The organism is Leptospira bandrabouensis (assembly GCF_004770905.1).
GTDB classification, from domain to species: Bacteria; Spirochaetota; Leptospiria; order Leptospirales; family Leptospiraceae; genus Leptospira_A; species Leptospira_A bandrabouensis.
Genome location: NZ_RQHT01000015.1, coordinates 171816 through 189232, shown reverse-complemented (window position 1 = coordinate 189232; position 17417 = coordinate 171816). Strand labels below are relative to the sequence as shown.

The window sequence follows — 17417 nt, the reverse complement described above, 5'->3', positions numbered from 1 at the left end:
GAATAGCCGTTTTTTTTGAAAGATCCCTTATTTTTTAATGGCAACTTTCATTTTTTCGCCCACTTCACCAATATGTGCACAGATGCTGACACCAGCGTCTTTCATGGCAGCAATTTTAGAAGTGGCAGTTCCCATTCCACCGGAAATGATCGCACCGGCATGGCCCATACGTTTTCCTGGAGGAGCAGTTTGCCCTGCGATAAAACCTACCACTGGTTTTTTGACATGGGCTTTGATGTAAGCGGCCGCTTCTTCTTCCGAAGTTCCACCGATTTCACCAATCATGACAATACCTTCTGTATCTGGATCTTCATTCAAAAGACGGACTGCTTCTGTATGGTTCATTCCAGGAACTGGGTCTCCCCCGATTCCGATACAAGTAGATTGACCAAGACCGGCTGCCGTAAGAGCCGCCACTGATTCATAGGTTAATGTTCCAGAGCGGGAAACGATTCCGATATTTCCTGGAGTGTGGATAAAGCCAGGCATAATTCCCATCTTTACATTGTAACGAGGGTTAATGACTCCTGGGCAGTTTGGTCCCACTAGTTTTGTTTTAGAATTACGGAGTACACTATATACTTTTAGCATATCGTGAGTAGGAATTCCTTCTGTGATACAAACCACAAGTGGGATTTCCGCAAAAATTCCTTCCAAAATAGCATCAGCAGCAAATGGAGGCGGAACAAAGATTACAGCAGCATTGGCACCGTCTTCTTTCATCGCATCTTTAATGGTATTGCGAACGGGTGCTGTTTTTCCGGTTTCTGAGGTCCAGATTTGGCCCCCTTTGCCTGGAGTCACTCCAGCAACTACTTTTGTACCATATTCCAACATTTGAGTCGCATGAAAGGATCCTTCCTTTCCGGTGATCCCTTGGACGACTACTCTTGTGTTTTCATCAACTAATACAGCCATGTTTTATAGTTCCTATTTTTTGATTAGGGAGACAATTTTGTCTGCCGCGTCACGGAGTCCTTCTACTCCAACAATGTTCATACCGGATTCGTTAAGGATTTTTTTCCCTTCTTCTGCATTGGTTCCTTTCAATCGAACCACTACTGGTACAGTTACGTTTACCTTTTTAGTAGCTTCGATAATTCCGACAGCCACTCGGTCACAGCGAACGATCCCACCGAATACGTTTACAAAGATACCTTTTACGTTTGGATCAGAAAGGATGAGTCGAAAGCCGTTTTCAACGGTAGTAGGGTTTGCCCCACCTCCGACGTCCAAAAAGTTAGCAGGTTCAGCACCAGCCAACTTAACGATGTCCATAGTTGCCATGGCAAGTCCGGCACCGTTCACCATACAGCCAATGTTACCATCTAACTTAACATAGTTTAGGTTGTATTCTTTTGCTTTTACTTCATACGGATCTTCTTCTGTGATATCACGAAGAGCTTCGTTCTCTGGATGACGGTAAAGAGCGTTTTCATCTAAGTCCATCTTGCAGTCACCCGCAACGATTTCGTTTTGTTTTGTGAGAATCAGTGGGTTAATTTCAAGAAGAGCTGCATCTTCTTTGATGTATGCGTTGTAAACTGAATTTACAAGAGCTGTAAAAGACTTTTGTGCTTCTGCTGGGATTCCTAAAGCAAATGCGAGTTCACGCACTTGAGAACCTTGGATTCCAATACCCGGATCAATCTGAATTTTGATGATTTTTTCTGGGTGAGTTTCTGCTACTTCTTCGATTTCCATTCCACCTTCAGTGGATGCCATAATGATGGTTTTGCGAAATGCACGATCGAGTAAGATGGAAAGGTAGTATTCTTTTGCAATTTCAAGACCTTGTTCCAAATACACTTTCAGGACTTTTTTTCCTTCTGGACCGGTCTGAGGAGTGATGAGTTGCATTCCGAGAATTTTCTCTGCTGCTGCTTTGGCGTCATCTTTTGTCTTTGCGACTTTGACCCCGCCACCTTTTCCTCGTCCACCAGCGTGGATTTGGGCTTTTACCACCACAACGGGTGATTTTTGGACAACTTCGCTATATGCCTTTTCGAACTCACCGACAGTGTCGATGACCTTTCCGAAGGGAACGTTGGCATTGTGTCTACGTAGGATTTCTTTGGCCTGGTATTCGTGGACTTTCATGGATTTCCTTATGTCATTGGTACGTCCGTAGGCTAGGCCCACGGATCACTAGGATAAGGCTCGTGTGGTAGGGGAGATTGTCAAGACCGAATGCTACGATAGGACACTTGCCTTGGGTAAGATTCGAAATTGCTTAATTTTTTAGCAAAGTTGGAGTTAGAAGGGAACCACCAGGTTGGGATTTTCGGGAAAGAATACTGTAAATTTAGAACCAATCCCTTCCTTACTCTCCACAGATATGGTTCCGCCAAGAACTTCCACTTGAGATTTGGTGATAAAAAGCCCAATCCCTCGAGCGTCTTCGTTTTTATGAAATGTCTTAAACATTCCAAAAATTTTGTTACCGTGTTTCTCTAAATTGATTCCAAGCCCATTATCCTCGACAGTCAACTGCACTTGGCCTGGTAACTTTTTGGAACTAATTTTAATGAAGGCTCCTTTCTTTAAACGCACATACTTAACCGCGTTGGAAACCAAGTTTAAGAGAATACTTTCCAAATAAGCAGGAATGATTTTAAGTTCTAAGTGATCTTCCAAATCCAAAAACACTTCTATGTTTCGTGATTCAATAGATCCCTTTAGTATGTTTAAGGTTTTTTGAATTTCCTCTTCCATGGAACAAAGTTCCACTGGTTTGTTTAACATTTGGTTAATCGAAATAATGTCGTTTAGGTGAGTGATGGTTTCATTTAGTTTCTCTGAAGATGCATGTAACATTTTGACAATGTTCTTTCTTTCTTCCTCTGTTGGACTCTCTTCTAATAAGTCGATTAAAGAGGTAAAGTTGGATGAATGTTGGCGTATGTTATGAGATACAATATAAGCAAAGTTTTGTAATTTACTATTTTGGATTCCAGTAAAATGTAACATCCGATTTGTATTTTCTAGTGCTTCCACTTCTTCAGTGATATTAAACCGTATCGATAAAAAAGATTCTATTGAATTATTGGAATCGTACAAGGGATGGATGAATGTTTGTAACCAGAAAAAATTACCGTCTTTGGACTTGTTACGAATGACTCCTTCCCAAGGAATACCAGATAGAATGTCTTTCCACATTTTTTCCCAAAACTCTTTGGGATGAAATTGTGAATTGAGTTTTCTATGGTCGAAACCTACAAGTTCCTTTTCTGTATAACCGGAGATTTGTATAAACTTTTGGTTTACTCTTTGTATGATACCTTTTGTGTCAGTAACACTGACTATCGCAGACCTTTCTATGGCATCGAGGATGGCTTTTAGTTTTTTATTTTTGGATTGGATCCTATGTTCCGTGTTTTTTAATTCTGTGATATCAAGAAAACTCGCTGTAGCCCCTTCTAAATTTCCTATTTCGTCAAAAAGAGGAGCTGCATTGATACTTAACCATTTGATCTTTTCTCCATCGGAGACAAGTCCGTGTTCGAAATTATATACTGTTTTCTGTTTTCCTAGTGCCTCGGCTAATGGTAGTTCTTCCTTTGGCAAAGGAGAACCGTCATCACGAATTTGACGCCATTCTTTACCTGAAAAATATTTGTTTTGAATATTATCGATACTTAGGGATAAAATATTAGCCGCACTTTCATTGGCATAAATGATTTGTCCTTCCAAGTTTGTTACAACAACTCCATTGATCATTGTTTTTAAAACATGGTTTAACCTAAATTCGTTTTCATAAAAAGATTTTTCAGCAAACGATCGTTCTGTGACTTCTTGTATGATAAGATGAAAATGGTTTTCTGAAAGTTCTTCTGCAAAAAGTGAGTAGAGTTTTTTGTTTTCGAATTTTTTGTTCGTTAATAGTTCCGCATTCAAATATATTTTTGAATTATTCTTTTTGGATAGGCCAGAGAGAATTTGGGAAAGGAATCCTTCTTTTTGTAAGTTTGGGAAAATTTCCTTTATCGAAGGTTGGATTTGGTTCACTTTGGGAAGTGCAAAGAAGGTTTTTGCGATTGGGTTTGTATAAACTAACTTACTTTCTAACGAAAACTCGGAAGTCGGAGAATGGAAGACAAGGATACCAAAAGGTAGTTTATCAGCAAATTGTGCAAAAGATAAACTACTGTTTTGAGTGAACGATTCCATTGATTGTTTTGTCCGCCGTAGAAAAACTACAGTTTATCGGACGAATGGAATCTGAAAATTATGGGACAAAATTTAGCTTAGAGTTTGTTCCAATAGGGCGAGAGCCGTAGCGATTGACAGAACCTTCCCAGGGAACCCGTTTGGATTAAATCAAATCGATCGGTTGTATGGGGTGCTAAATAAATTTCCCCTTCGGGACCCAGGGCCCCCCCACGATAAGAGCCTGTGGGTTTAGGAAAGAGTGTGCTTATCGTATGGTCTTTGGTATCAAAGGAAATAAAATTTGGATAGTCCTCTGGGATGGGATAAATTTTCCCATTGGGCGCAAGGACGGCTCCATTAAACATACTAGAGCCTGGCGAGGGAATATTGCCTGCTAAAACAATTTCATTCGATGATATGTCTAGATAAAGAACTTGTGTAGCGGAATGAGGTATCATATAGATTCTCTCATTGGGAGTGAGAATACCTGAAATATAAGCACTTCCTCCTGGATATACATAGGGATGAATGGTGACAGAATCATCTTTTGTATCTAAGATATACATCCTTGTGCTTGTAAGAGGAATGAAATAAATTTTTCCCTGTGGGGTGAGAACCCCCGTGGAAAATCCACCGCTTGTGGGTGTAGTTACCTGACCAATGGTTTTTGTGTTCGTATCATAATAACGAATGATGGTTTCTGAGCTTGGTACATAGTAAATTTTTCCATTCGGAGCATAGATAGCTCCGTTATATGCAGCTGTTGCCAAAGATTCATTCCCAAGTATTGATATGGAATTGTTGTTTGTATTGAATGCGTAAAAATCCGCCACTAAGTGTGGTGCAAAATATAGGATACCCGCAGGGCCAAGAGCTCCTCCAATCCTTTCCACTGATTCAGAAAAAGACCCCATAATAGAATAGGATTTAGAGATCGGATTCACTTCTAATATTTTAGGTGAATAATAAGGAACAATATAAACATTCCCATTCGGAGCGTTTAAGGCTCCTTGGAAGGCAGGAAAACTTGAACTGATGACAGCTCCAATAGACTCTGGACGATATTGGATTAAGGATTCTGAGGCACCAGATCCCAAGAGAAACTGGGATTCCATTTCTTTTTGGATGGCTGGCCAATTCACATCCAAATGAGTTTCTTCATAATTGAGTTCACAGGCAGGTGGATTTGAATTCACTTTGTACCCGCATTGGTCACTTTTATCTTTGATAAGAAAGCGAAATAACAAATTCGAAATGAATTTTGAATTTTCTGTGTCACAAAGATTTTCTGATTTGGGAGTGGAGCAGGAAATGAAGAAAACAAATGCCAATAGCGAAATAAAAAAATGATACATAAAACTTTCTGTTTGGATGTTACAAAAAACGGGAGGACAAAAGCAAGTCCAAACTAAACAGAAGTTGATTCGTAATTGTCTGTAGCAAAAATTAGGATGTGGGTTTTATCCTTTACAATAGATGTCAGTCTTATGAATCAGAATTTACTCGTTGTTAGGGTAAGATAAAAATTCTGGTCTGGTTAAGATTTTTTTTCCACTCGTGGTGATGACCGGGAAAAAATGGGGATCTCGATTGGGGTCTGACAGAAGAAGTTTCACATTTCTAATTCTTTCATAACATTCTTTCATAAAAAGTTGGTGGCCACATCCTAGAAGATGATATCCTTCATGGATGAGGGTGGAATTAGGGCTAGTGAATAACATTTGTATGGTGGAAATATACTTGGCTTTGATATATCCTCTCGTGTTTGTTTGACCTTCTACTGCACCTTGGACTTCTAACTTTAAACCCACTCCCACAAAAATTCCCAGGGTCAAAATTTCAAAACTAATATCCCCCCAGGTCCTTCCTTTTAAATACAATAACCGATCACAATCTTTTGTTAATTGGCGATCCATCAAATAACCTAAAATATCTGTACCCCAAAATCCTGGCCTTTCTACTACTTCTAATAAAATTGGTTCTGCTTTGAGTTTATAGTATAAGAGTTCTTCGTTCCAAGCAGTAAATAAATCGGAGATTTCTTCTTTTGTGATATCGGGTTCCGTGACTAGACAAACTCGAAACTTGCTTTCTATTCCAAAATCCATAGTTTCTCTGATTTTTTTTTCATGAAATCCAGTGGTAGTACATTGTAAAACAACGGTTAGGAAAAAGGTAATATAGAAAAAGCGAGCAAACATTAGTGACTTATGAAATCTATTTTATGATTTTAGGTATTTTTCGCCAAACGTTAAAATCAGAAACAAAAGCGTTACGGTAATTTTTTTAGTGTTTCTTTTTGTCGGAAATCCTGCTAACTTGGAATCCATTTAATGAATCACTTTCTTTCGCAAGGTTTCAATTTCTGATTTTAAACTAACCAGTCTTTTGGAATCAGCTGCGAGAAGGGAGGCCAGGTTTAAGGTTTTTTCTGCTTTTGATACATTTCCCACTAAAAGATAAAGTTGTACTAGACGAAGTAAATTTGCAAGGTGACCTGGATTTCGTAATCGAATCCTCTCACCCATATCAATGGCCTTTCCGTATTCTTTGGTTTGTTTGTAGGTGAAGGATGCTAAATAAATTAGGTCTGTATCTCCTGGAAATTCTTCTATATATGTATTAAATTTTTCAGAAGCTAATTTGTAATCTTTTATCCGCACTAAAAGACGAATGAGTGCTCTGAGTATTTCTTGGTTTTCGGGATTAATTTTGTTTGCTTCGATTAAGTAATCTTTCGCATTTTCAAAATGATTTTCTTTAATACTAGATCTTGCTTTTCTCATGAGTTCATAAGATTCTTTCCTGATGGACCTAGGTGGAAGTGAAATATGTTCTTTAAAGGAAATCCTCATTAAACTTAAATCATCTGTTAGTTCTCCCATATCTAGAATTGATTTGTAAATTTTTTCTAAATCTCCTTTTCCATTTTCCACATGATGTAAAAATAATTCTTCGTCATGATTGATTTTTCTGTATTCTGCTTGTGAAACAAATTCAATATCATCGCGGCCGTCAGAACCAAGAATGAGGATATCACCGGGAATCAATTGTAAGGTGGAAATCTCTAAAGCATTTTCTTTAAAGGGAGTTCCTAATTTTCTAAGTTCTGAGTTTGTTTTGATAAATTCTGATTTTTCGTTACGATATAATACGGACCAAGGATGTTCTGCGTTTATATAATATACCAAGCCTGTTTCGTCGTCAATAAGTCCCATTACCATAGAAACTAACATCGAACAGTCGAAACTTTCAAAAATATGGTGAAGTTCTTGGAATGAGTTTTTAATCCATCGTTCTGCATACAATTGTTTTACTGACTCTACGGCTAAAGACCTTTCTAAAATGGACTGAACAGCAGCACCGAGGACAAGAACCCCTCCAGCACCCTGCAGAGACTTCCCCATTGCGTCTGCATTTAAAAAAAATGTATAATCTTTGCCACGAAGTGAAACAGTTCTTGTTATACAAATATCTCCACCAATTTCGTTTTCTCTTCCATGGAAGGTGAAAGTTTTCTTTTGTTTGATAAAAAAATCAGTTTTTACATTGGTTCCTAGAGTTTTGTTTAAACTTAAAGGTTTAATTAATAAAGAAGTTAAAAAATAATCCCCGTCTTGTTGTTTTTTTAAAAACTCAACAGTTTCTAAACTGTTTCTTAGTTCGGATGTTTTTGCCTCGACTAATTCCTGTAAGTTCTCCCTGATTCTTCCTACCTCTCTTGTGGCTTTTTCAAAATTTTCTGCAAATTGGATGAATTCTTTATCGATCGATAAAATAGGCAGAGATCCGCTTCCACCGCTAGCCAAACTATTGGCTGATTCATTGATTTGTTCTAACGTTAAATTGATGGATTGAAAAAACATAAAGATAAGGATGACGGCTTCAAAAAATGTCATAGTAATGAAGGCTGAAATTTTGATAAGGCTTGCGTTACCAAAGGAAATAAATACAGCAAGAACACTAAGGGAAAGTAAAATTAGAATTAATAAGAAAATGAATTTTCCTTTTAAACTCATGATTCCATAATTTTTATGAATGGTAACATCGCGAAACGATAGAATTTTTTTAATCTCTACTCGTTTGGCTCCCGTAAAATAATCGGAGATGATATAGGAAAATCCTCCATAAACAAATGCTGCCGTTAGCCAACCTACAAAAATAAGAGCAAGTTCGTATAATGGATGTTTGTAGATGAAATGAGTAATAGAAACTGAAATAAAAATAAAGAGTGCGTATCGAAAGGCTGCATACATATTTTCTTTGGGGAAATTGATGATTGTATTTAGTAAACTTTCCAAAACTAAAATATCTTTGTGCCGAATCGTTTCGTTAGGTTTTAAGATGGTATTAAGTTTCTTTGTATCAGAACGGAAACCGAAAAACCCAAGAGGGCTAAGAATTCCAAATTCGACACTATGGCCAATTGCTGCAATTCCAGTTGTGATTAAAAAAACCCAAACCACTTGGGGATGGTTTTCTGTGGTAAAGTCGGGAATGAGGGCGGAACCAAAAAAATAGGCGTAAAACGCTCCAAAAAAGGCACCCAAAAGAGAAAAGAATACGATCGCAAAACTATAGGAGATATACTTATAGATGAATTTGAAAATACGATCAAAAATCATGGCCATATGGATTCCTCAGGGAAACAAAGACTACCCGCCAAAAATGCGCAGTAAAGATATTTTATGGAATGGTTCCAAAAAAAGTTAGATGTCTTATTAAAAAGAACTTTATTCAATATCTCTTTGTTTTATGTTTCGCCAATGGAACTAAAAAACAAAAGAATCGTGATCACTGGCGCAGGGTCTGGAATTGGCAAAGAAACCGTTTTGCAGATGTTAAAGTATGATGGCGTCAAGATTCTTGCCTGTGATTTAAACGAAAAAAATATACCGGTCCATCCAAATGTAATTCCTTACCAAGGTGACGTTTCCCAAAAAGAAAGTTTAGACCAACTCTTGACAACGGCAGATAAAAAAATTGGTGGAATTGATATTTTTTATGCGAATGCAGGTTTTGCTTATTATGAGGTCATAAAAAATGCGGATTGGGATCGAATTGATCGTATCTATCGAACAAACGTTTTCTCACCACTATATACATTGGTTACATTAAACTTAACGAGAAAAGAACCATTTTTCTTTATTGTAACCGCCTCGGCAATGAGTCATTTGGCCTTACCAGGTTATGCTACGTATTCTTCCACAAAAGCTGCGGTACGTTCTTTTATCGACGCCTACCGTTTTGAATTAAAACCAGGAAATCGGGTGATGGTTGTGTATCCCATAGCAACAAGAACGAAGTTCTTTGATTCAGCTGGCAAACAAGTTCCCGTTCCTTTTCCTAGCCAATCAGCGGAAACTGTGGCCAAAAAGGTGGTGAAAGGGATCAGGTGCAATGCGAAAGAAGTATATCCTTCCTTTTTATTCCGATTCATCCAGATCTTAGATCGTTTTTTGTTTTTGATCCTTCCGATTTACCAAAAAATCGAGGCAGGTAAATTGGATTCCCTAAAAAAATAAGTCTATTTGTGCGTGGAATCTAAGTTTACAAAGGGAGAGTCAAAAGAAATCGGAAAGCCGGTAGAACGCCATTTGTCTGAGGAGGAAACCTTTTTCGAAGTCGAGCTACTGACAACCATCATGAATGTCAGTTCTACTGCTATGATCGTTCTCAATCCTCTAGGGCAGATTCGGTATGCCAATCCTGCTTCAGAATCGGTCCTTGGGATTAAATTAAATGATATTCTTTCCAGGACCTATGATGCCCCTGAATGGAAAAATACTTCTTTGGATGGAGGGCCTTGGAGAGAGGAAGACCAACCTTTTAATGTTGTATTAAAGACCAAAAAGCCTGTCACAGACATTCGCCATGCGATAGAAGATGCCTCCGGTAACAAAAAATACTTATCTATTAATGGTTCTCCTGTTTTTGACAAATCAGGAGAAATTTCCCTTCTTGTTTTTTTAATAACAGACATTACAGAAAATGTTGTAAAACAAAAAAAAATAGAATATGACGAATCCAAATACAGGACCATCACCGAACTTTCGTTAAGTATGGTATATGATATGGATGTGCAGACTGGAGAGAATATTTGGGGTGGGGCGATCCAAGAAATCACAGGTTATTCAGAAGATGAATACCAAAAATTCGGATATAAAGAATGGTTAGATTGCATTCATCAGGATGATAGGGAGACAACTTTACAAGCCTTCGAGGAAGCTTTATCTAACCACAAAAAATTCACAGTAGAATATCGTTATAAGACTAAAACTGGAAAATATATTTATATAGAAGATAATGGTATTTTTCTCTATAATGAGAAAGGGGAAGCCTATCGCATGTTTGGTGCCATGATTGATAGAACCAAACAAATAGAAGCAAATATTGCCTTAAAAGAATCAGAGTCTAGACTTGTGATGGCGCTCGATGCTGCCAAAATGGGAATTTGGAGTTGGGACATAAAAGCAAAAACGATTTATTGGTCACCTCAAACCTATCGTATCTATGGATTTCCTGGCGAAAATTTTGAGGTTACAGAGAACCTATTTTTAGAACTTACTCACAAAGATGATTTGGAGTTATTAGCCAAAGAAACATCACTTCTCATGGAAGATTTAGATCGTACTGCTTATCGTTTGCGAAATAGAATCAATCATCCTGATGGGAAAGTACATTGGGTGGAAGCCCTTGGAAAAATTACTAGATCCGAAGATGGTACACCTATCAATATGAGAGGTACTGTTCTCGACATAACAGAGATAAAATTAAATGAAGAGGCGCTACGAATTTCGGATGAAAGGTTTGAAGCTTTTTATCAGTTTTCTACAGAAGCATTTTTGATTTTTGATGAAAATGGACTAATCGCAAAGGATTCAAATTTTGCATTCCAAAAGTTATTTGGTTATGACTTGGAAGACACATCTAAATTAAAAATTCGAAATCTTTTGTCGATCTCCTCTCTTCGCAAAATTCGTGAAATGATTGCAGCTAACCGAACCGGCTCCATTGAAATTGTTTGTCGTAAGAAAAATGGAGATTTTTTTCCAGCTCTGGTTTCTATCAAAAGGTTTCTGTATAAAAATAGTAATTCAATTGCTTATAGTATTTTTGATTTGAGTCCATTGAAAGAGGTGGAGGAACTACGCCTCATCAATTCGGAAATAAGAGATAAAAACGATTTAATCGAAAAACAAAAACTAGAATTAGAATCCGCTTTTGAAAATTTAAAAAGAACACAAGAACAGCTCATCCAATCAGAAAAACTTGCAGCTTTAGGTCAGCTCATTGCAGGGATAGCCCACGAAATAAATAATCCTATCGGTGCAGTAAAAGCCTCGAATCAAAATATGTTGGATTGGCAAAAACGTTATGGTCTTGCCTCCCAATTGTTTCGGGAAGCCATACTTTCTGTGCCCCAAACAGAACAAAAAATTGTTAAATCGATACTTGCCAATCTGGATCAACCGATTGAATTTTATACGGGTAGAGAAGAACGTTTACGTAAAAAAAGAAACAAAGAAATATTTTTGGCAGATGGTTTTGATTTGCGAAGTGCGGAAGAATTTGCAGAAAATTGGGTGGAACTTGGAATCGGAGAAATTGATCCGAGTTATTTACCTCTATTTCGATCTCATTATATAAAAGTATTTTTAGATTATTTATCACTGGAAATTCAATTTAGAAGAAACACAAGATCCATTCAATTGGCAGTGGATCGAGTTTCTAAAATTATGTATGCTTTGAAAAATTTTTCACATTTTGATACAACAGGAAAAAAGAATCTAGCATCCATTCCGGATACCATTGAAACTGTACTCACGATATACCAAAACCAATTAAAACGAGGAATCAATTTAGTTAAAGATTTTGATCCAGTAGCACCTATTGAATGTTATCCGGATGATTTATTACATGTATGGACTAATTTGATTTATAATGCCTTACAAGCAATGTCATTTGATGGTAATTTAGAAATTGCCGTGAAAGATCGAGGTTCGGAAATTTTAGTATCATTAAAGGATTCGGGGCCAGGAATTCCGAAAGAAATCCAATCAAAAATATTTGAACCTTTTTTTACTACCAAAGCGCCTGGGGAAGGAAGTGGACTTGGACTTGACATTGTGAATAAAATAGTCAAACGCCATGCTGGGAGGATTGAGCTAACATCCGTTCCAGGTGAAACTATATTTTTTATATATCTGCCTAAACAGAGTTAGTCATGCATCGCGTGGGAGATGGTTGAAATTAACTCCTCTTCATCCCAGGGTTTTTTCAAACAAGAAATAGGACCAATTTCTGAGTTCAAATCTTCAATCGATTTTTGGTCTGCAAATCCGGTGATGATGACTTTTTCGATCTGTGGATAAGTTTTGTGAACCTTTCTTAAAAACTCATCGCCATTCATCCCAGGCATGGACCAGTCAGAAATAATGATCGAAACTGATTTGCCTTCTCCTTCCAACTCCTGAAGCAATTCCCAAGCCTCATTTGCGTTTTCGGCAGTTAGATATTTATATCTTTCTCCGAAATGTTGTTTTACTTGAGACTTCATACTTAGTAATATTATGGATTCATCATCTACAAAGAGAATCGCATTTTTTTTATTTTTAGTTCCAGTCTCAATTACCACAGGAGATTGTTTTACCTGTTCTTCTTTGAATTGCAAGTAAATCTTGCCAAATTCTTCCATTTTCTATTCTTGTACGATATGACATCTTATCCCAATCTTTTGTCCCCTTTATCGCTTGGATTCACGACGTTACGAAATAGGACCATCATGGGTTCTATGCACACGGGTCTTGAGGAAGCTCCCAACGGTTATGAACGAATGGCTGCCTTTTACGGAGAGAGGGCCAAGGGAGGAGTTGCACTGATCGTCACTGGTGGAATTGCTCCCAATGAAGCGGGCCGAGTTTCCCGTGGTGGAGGGGTGATGGATACGGAAGAAGAGGCAAAACACCATAGAGTGGTGACAGATGCTGTCCACAAAGAAGGTGGCAAAATTGCCTTGCAGATCCTTCACACAGGCCGTTATGGTTATCATGATAAAATTGTAGGGGCTTCCAACTTAAGGGCTCCTATCAATATGTTCAAACCTCACCCCTTAACAGAAGAGGAGATTTTTCAAACCATAGAAGATTTTGCCCGATGCTCCGAATTGGCTAAGTTAGCTGGTTATGATGGAGTAGAGATTATGGGGAGTGAGGGTTACCTCATCAACCAATTCATCGCAAAACGAACCAATAACCGCACTGATGGATGGGGGGGAAGTTTTGAAAATAGAATTAAGTTCCCTATTGAAATTATAAAGGCAGTTCGTAAACGTGTAGGGACTGATTTTATTATTATATATCGTTTGTCTATGTTAGATCTAGTTGAAGAAGGTGGTAATATCGACGAAGTTCTTTTTTTAGCGAAGGAAATCGAAAAAGCAGGAGCAACGATTATCAATACAGGAATTGGCTGGCATGAAGCTCGGATTCCTACCATTGCTATGATGGTTCCTCGTGCGGCATTTACATGGGTAACTGCTAAAGTCAAAGGCCATGTGAACATTCCTTTAGTTACTTCAAACCGAATTAACACTCCTGAAGTTGCGGAATCTGTTTTATCTCGTGGAGATGCAGATTTGGTTTCTATGGCAAGGCCATTCCTTGCGGATGCTTTTTTTGTTAATAAAGCTGCCGCAGGAAAAGCTGCCGAGATTAATACCTGTATTGCTTGTAACCAAGCTTGTCTCGATCATATTTTCCAAGGAAAAATCTGCAGTTGTTTGGTGAACCCAAGAGCCTGTCATGAAACGGAACTGGTGATTGAGAAAACCTCCCATCCTAAAAAGATTGCGGTAGTGGGAGCAGGTCCTGGAGGAATGGCTTGTTCTACAACACTTGCAGAACGTGGACATTCTGTAACTTTGTATGATGCCGGTGAGGAACTTGGTGGTCAATTGAATATCGCTCGTCGAATCCCAGGTAAAGAAGAGTTTAAAGAAACCATCCGTTATTTTGGTGAAATGGTAAAAAAACATGGAGTGCAACTGAAACTAAATACTTACGTTTCTGCGGAAGACCTCATTAAACAAGGGTTTGATGAAGTTGTTCTTGCCACTGGTGTTATTCCAAGAACTCCTGAAATTCCAGGAATTAAGGGAGAAAATGTTTTAAGTTATGTGGATGTGGTTCTGAAAGGTAAACCGGTAGGAAAAAAAGCTGTCGTTATGGGAGCTGGTGGTATTGGTTACGATGTAAGTTTATTACTAACTGATGCAGGCCATCCCTTTACTAAAGAAAATTATTTAAAAGAATGGGGTATTAACCAAGAGATCACAAAGGACGGGGGGCTCGGTACGAAAGAAACTCCACGTTCAGACCGTGAAGTGACAATGTTGAAAAGGTCCAATAGTAAATTTGGTTCCACTCTTGGCAAAACGACTGGTTGGATTCATAAAACCACTCTAGAAGATCGTAAGGTAACCCAAATTTCTGGTGTCAGTTATAAATCAATAGAAGCAGATGGAATTGTCATCGAAGTAAAAGGTGAAACCAAAAAAATTCCATGTGATACAGTTGTGGTTTGTGCGGGACAAGATCCAAACCGAACCCTTTTGGAACCACTGCAAAAAGCCAATATCCCCGTCCATTTAATAGGTGGAGCGGATTTAGCTTCCGAACTTGATGCGAAACGTGCCATTGACCAGGGAACAAGGCTTGCTGTTACCATTTAACCATTGTTATGAGTGGTAAACGACCTATTAAAATCAGCGTCAGAAATGCTGAATTTCAGGTTCTATCAGCTTTACGAACCAATCGTTCCAAACGAAGCCAAGAAAAAGAAGTTTTTGTTGAAGGAACGGAAGGCATAAAACAGCTGATAGAGGCTGGTTGGGAAATCACTCGTATTTTATTTAGCGATGGTATGAAGTTATCCCATTGGGGAGAATCAGTGTTACAGAAATTTTCTTTTGCCAAACAAATCGAAATATCTCCCGATTTGTTTGGAGAACTTTCTGAAAAAGAAAACCCATCGGAGTTGATGGTGACTGCAAAAATCAGACAGTATGATTTTTCTGATTTAAAATTTGAAAAAAAGGATAAACCTTTTTATCTACTTTTTGATAGGCCTAGCGACTTGGGTAACTTTGGTTCCATTTTACGTTCTGCCGATGCTTTCCAAGTGGATGCTGTTTTTGTTTTAGGACATTCCATTGATGTTTATGACCCCAAGGTAGTTCGTGCAAGCCTAGGGAGTTTGTTTCACACAAAATTAATTTTTGTGGAATCACTTTCCAGATGGGAGACTTTTCTCAAAACAGAAAAAGAAAGGTGTGGTCTTCAGGTTGTTGGAACCGATTCCTTGGGATCTCAATCTTTAGGAAATCAAAATTTAAAACCACCGATTCTTATCATTTTAGGAAATGAGGCCAAAGGAATGAGCGTTCACTTAAAATCTTTATGTGACACAATTGTCAACATACCTATGTTTGGTGTAGTGAATTCGCTCAATGTCTCTTGTGCAGGTTCTATTTTACTTTGGGAAGTAAGAAAAAACGCCAAAAGTCTTCAGTAAAGGAAAAGATATCTATTTTGTATATTAACGACAAGTGGCCACCGTGCCATTGGGATTGTATTTTACGCTGGCTCCTGAAGTAAACTGGATATATTTCACGCCATCCACACATACTTCATCGTAACCGAAATACTTGGCACAACCTCTCGAAATTGTCCCGCATCCAACAAAAAACAAACTAAGAAATAAAACGAAACGGATAGGCTTCATGGATTTCATTGGAAACTCCTTGGTTCTAAAAAAAGACCCTCCCAAACTTGTTCTAAATGATTAAGATGGGCTGTTAGCTGATTTCTGTGATACAAGACAATATTTGTCTTTTTTAAATTATGATTTGATTTTGGAAAATGATACAAAATTTCTTTTGTTTGTACTGAATCTTCTTCCCAATCAACAAGTTTAAACTTTTTTAGTTTGGTAAATAAAGATTCAAGTTGTGTATGAAAACTTTCTTTTTTTAATTCGGAAGCTACAGTGATTTCGGGAAACTTAGATTCTATCTGTTTTTTGATTTTAATCAGTAGATCGATCAATTGGTCCTTTTTGATTTTGGTTTCTTTACCGAACTTCAGTAGTATAAAGGAAGTTAGGTTCCCAAGTGTAACTGTGTAATTTTTTCCAAGTTTTTCACCTACAAGTCGGACCACTTGGTCTGCCGTCTGGTTTGATTCAATATGGAAGGGTTTACCATATTTAATGTATAGTTTTGTCTTTTGATAGGAGAGGTGGTCATAAGTCAATGTGAAACTATTAAAATGCAAACTATCTATTTTTGATCTGATGTAGTAGGCACCACGTTTGATTTGGTTTAAAAAACCGTCATGGCTATAGGTACCCTCAGGAAACATAAATAAATTGCGGCCCCTTTTGATATTTGCGACTAGATCTGTCCATTCGCTGTCTACCTTATCCCTTAGCTCTCCAGATTTTAAAAGTGCTCGGGCATTATCTCGGAAAGGACGTTTGATCGGTACAGCACCAATGTATCGTAATAAAAAAGGAATGATTTTGGATGTATCTATCAGTCGCAAAATCCATTTTAAAATTCCTTTGGATCGAAATTCTTTTTGCAGAAATCCAGGTTGTAAGATGTCTTCTCTTGCGGGAATGATCATTTTGATTTTGGGTTCGAGTCTACGATAAACCATAGAAAGAGACACAACGTCCGCTTCAGAAACATGGTTGCAAAGTAATGCAGACGGGTAGGGTGTTTCAAAATGTTCCACATTGTCTGAAAAATTTTCTTCTACAGAATGGAAAACCACCCCTTTTCCTAAACTTACTAATCTGATAAGGAAATCATAAGGAACCGTATGTTTTTTTGGTTTCATTGCGAATGGTATCTCTTTTGCCTACCGAAAAGTCAATTGCAATCTGATTGGAATCACTGCCGATTTGTAGTCAAAGGAATCGGTAAATCCGAAATTTGTAGTTTTCGAAAATGAGAACAAAGATTAAAAAACCTAATGGAAGTTTTGTGTGAAAAACGTTTCCGTCCAAGGGTGATCGATTTACAATTTGTAAATTTGGTAAGTGAATAGAGGAAACAGTTTTGAACTGTGGACCAAAGTTTTGTTTCTATATCTATCTTAGTTGGTGTTCCAATGGTAATCTGATTGGTATTTCAGTGAAGAGGAATGTTTCCTTGAAGAGAGGGGCTCTCGAAGGCATCTACGTTGGCATTTTTGGTT

The 17417-nt window shown here is 37.8% G+C and carries 13 protein-coding genes; 4 read left to right on the top strand and 9 right to left on the bottom strand.

Annotation, left to right across the window (positions count from 1 at the left end):
• Window positions 1-27 precede the first annotated feature (27 nt).
• From sucD to EHR07_RS18430, 6 genes are all read right to left on the bottom strand, one after another.
• Complete coding sequence (gene sucD, locus EHR07_RS18455) at window positions 28-918, bottom strand: succinate--CoA ligase subunit alpha (protein WP_135746507.1); 891 nt, start codon at window positions 916-918, stop codon at window positions 28-30.
• Window positions 919-930: 12 nt separating this feature from the next.
• Complete coding sequence (gene sucC / locus EHR07_RS18450) at window positions 931-2100, bottom strand: ADP-forming succinate--CoA ligase subunit beta (RefSeq protein WP_135746506.1); 1170 nt, start codon at window positions 2098-2100, stop codon at window positions 931-933.
• A 156-nt stretch (window positions 2101-2256) separates the two neighbouring features.
• The gene (locus EHR07_RS18445) at window positions 2257-4170 is read right to left on the bottom strand and encodes a PAS domain-containing sensor histidine kinase (protein ID WP_135746505.1); all 1914 of its coding nucleotides are present in this window, start codon (window positions 4168-4170) and stop codon (window positions 2257-2259) included.
• Between the two features lie 77 nt (window positions 4171-4247).
• Complete coding sequence (locus EHR07_RS18440) at window positions 4248-5507, bottom strand: NHL repeat-containing protein (protein ID WP_135746504.1); 1260 nt, start codon at window positions 5505-5507, stop codon at window positions 4248-4250.
• A gap of 144 nt (window positions 5508-5651) precedes the next feature.
• On the bottom strand, window positions 5652-6353 hold the full coding sequence (locus EHR07_RS18435) for a hypothetical protein (protein ID WP_135746503.1): 702 nt from the start codon (window positions 6351-6353) through the stop codon (window positions 5652-5654).
• A 129-nt stretch (window positions 6354-6482) separates the two neighbouring features.
• Window positions 6483-8783: a PP2C family protein-serine/threonine phosphatase gene (locus EHR07_RS18430; protein ID WP_135746502.1), complete on the bottom strand. Its 2301-nt coding sequence runs from the start codon at window positions 8781-8783 to the stop codon at window positions 6483-6485.
• A gap of 135 nt (window positions 8784-8918) precedes the next feature.
• Here EHR07_RS18430 and EHR07_RS18425 point away from each other — a divergent pair, with 135 nt between their 5' ends.
• Together EHR07_RS18425 and EHR07_RS18420 are read left to right on the top strand one after the other, a co-directional pair.
• Window positions 8919-9677, top strand: a complete 759-nt coding sequence (locus EHR07_RS18425) for an SDR family NAD(P)-dependent oxidoreductase (RefSeq protein WP_135746604.1) — start codon at window positions 8919-8921, stop codon at window positions 9675-9677.
• A gap of 120 nt (window positions 9678-9797) precedes the next feature.
• Window positions 9798-12377 carry a PAS domain S-box protein gene (locus EHR07_RS18420; protein ID WP_409035756.1) on the top strand — a complete coding sequence of 860 codons (2580 nt, stop codon included), beginning with the start codon at window positions 9798-9800 and terminating at the stop codon, window positions 12375-12377.
• Here EHR07_RS18420 and EHR07_RS18415 read toward each other — a convergent pair.
• Window positions 12374-12784, bottom strand: a complete 411-nt coding sequence (locus EHR07_RS18415) for a response regulator (protein ID WP_135746603.1) — start codon at window positions 12782-12784, stop codon at window positions 12374-12376. The two genes, EHR07_RS18420 and EHR07_RS18415, sit on opposite strands and share 4 nt — an antisense overlap.
• Before the next feature lie 84 nt (window positions 12785-12868).
• Here EHR07_RS18415 and EHR07_RS18410 point away from each other — a divergent pair, with 84 nt between their 5' ends.
• A complete protein-coding gene (locus EHR07_RS18410) occupies window positions 12869-14884 on the top strand; it encodes an oxidoreductase (RefSeq protein WP_135746500.1) in 2016 nt (671 codons plus the stop codon).
• Between the two features lie 8 nt (window positions 14885-14892).
• Entirely contained in the window at window positions 14893-15726 is an 834-nt protein-coding gene (locus tag EHR07_RS18405) for a TrmH family RNA methyltransferase (protein ID WP_135746499.1), read from the top strand.
• Window positions 15727-15750: 24 nt separating this feature from the next.
• Here the strand turns inward: EHR07_RS18405 and EHR07_RS18400 are convergent, their stop codons facing one another.
• Both EHR07_RS18400 and EHR07_RS18395 read right to left on the bottom strand, forming a co-directional pair.
• Entirely contained in the window at window positions 15751-15945 is a 195-nt protein-coding gene (locus EHR07_RS18400; RefSeq protein WP_135746498.1) for a hypothetical protein, read from the bottom strand.
• Window positions 15942-17057: a lysophospholipid acyltransferase family protein gene (locus EHR07_RS18395; protein WP_135746497.1), complete on the bottom strand. Its 1116-nt coding sequence runs from the start codon at window positions 17055-17057 to the stop codon at window positions 15942-15944. The genes EHR07_RS18400 and EHR07_RS18395 overlap by 4 nt, the downstream gene beginning before the upstream one ends.
• Window positions 17058-17417: the final 360 nt, after the last annotated feature.

Excerpts from the sequence above, each read along its gene's own strand:
- EHR07_RS18445 (WP_135746505.1), bottom strand. The coding sequence starts at position 4,170 with ATGGAATCGTTCACTCAAAACAGTAGTTTATCTTTTGCACAATTTGCT.
- EHR07_RS18400 (WP_135746498.1), bottom strand. The coding sequence starts at position 15,945 with ATGAAATCCATGAAGCCTATCCGTTTCGTTTTATTTCTTAGTTTGTTT.
- sucC (WP_135746506.1), bottom strand. The coding sequence starts at position 2,100 with ATGAAAGTCCACGAATACCAGGCCAAAGAAATCCTACGTAGACACAAT.
- EHR07_RS18440 (WP_135746504.1), bottom strand. The coding sequence starts at position 5,507 with ATGTATCATTTTTTTATTTCGCTATTGGCATTTGTTTTCTTCATTTCC.
- EHR07_RS18420 (WP_409035756.1), top strand. The coding sequence starts at position 9,798 with ATGAATGTCAGTTCTACTGCTATGATCGTTCTCAATCCTCTAGGGCAG.
- EHR07_RS18435 (WP_135746503.1), bottom strand. The coding sequence starts at position 6,353 with ATGTTTGCTCGCTTTTTCTATATTACCTTTTTCCTAACCGTTGTTTTA.
- EHR07_RS18425 (WP_135746604.1), top strand. The coding sequence starts at position 8,919 with ATGGAACTAAAAAACAAAAGAATCGTGATCACTGGCGCAGGGTCTGGA.
- EHR07_RS18430 (WP_135746502.1), bottom strand. The coding sequence starts at position 8,783 with ATGGCCATGATTTTTGATCGTATTTTCAAATTCATCTATAAGTATATC.
- EHR07_RS18395 (WP_135746497.1), bottom strand. The coding sequence starts at position 17,057 with ATGAAACCAAAAAAACATACGGTTCCTTATGATTTCCTTATCAGATTA.
- sucD (WP_135746507.1), bottom strand. The coding sequence starts at position 918 with ATGGCTGTATTAGTTGATGAAAACACAAGAGTAGTCGTCCAAGGGATC.
- EHR07_RS18410 (WP_135746500.1), top strand. The coding sequence starts at position 12,869 with ATGACATCTTATCCCAATCTTTTGTCCCCTTTATCGCTTGGATTCACG.
- EHR07_RS18405 (WP_135746499.1), top strand. The coding sequence starts at position 14,893 with ATGAGTGGTAAACGACCTATTAAAATCAGCGTCAGAAATGCTGAATTT.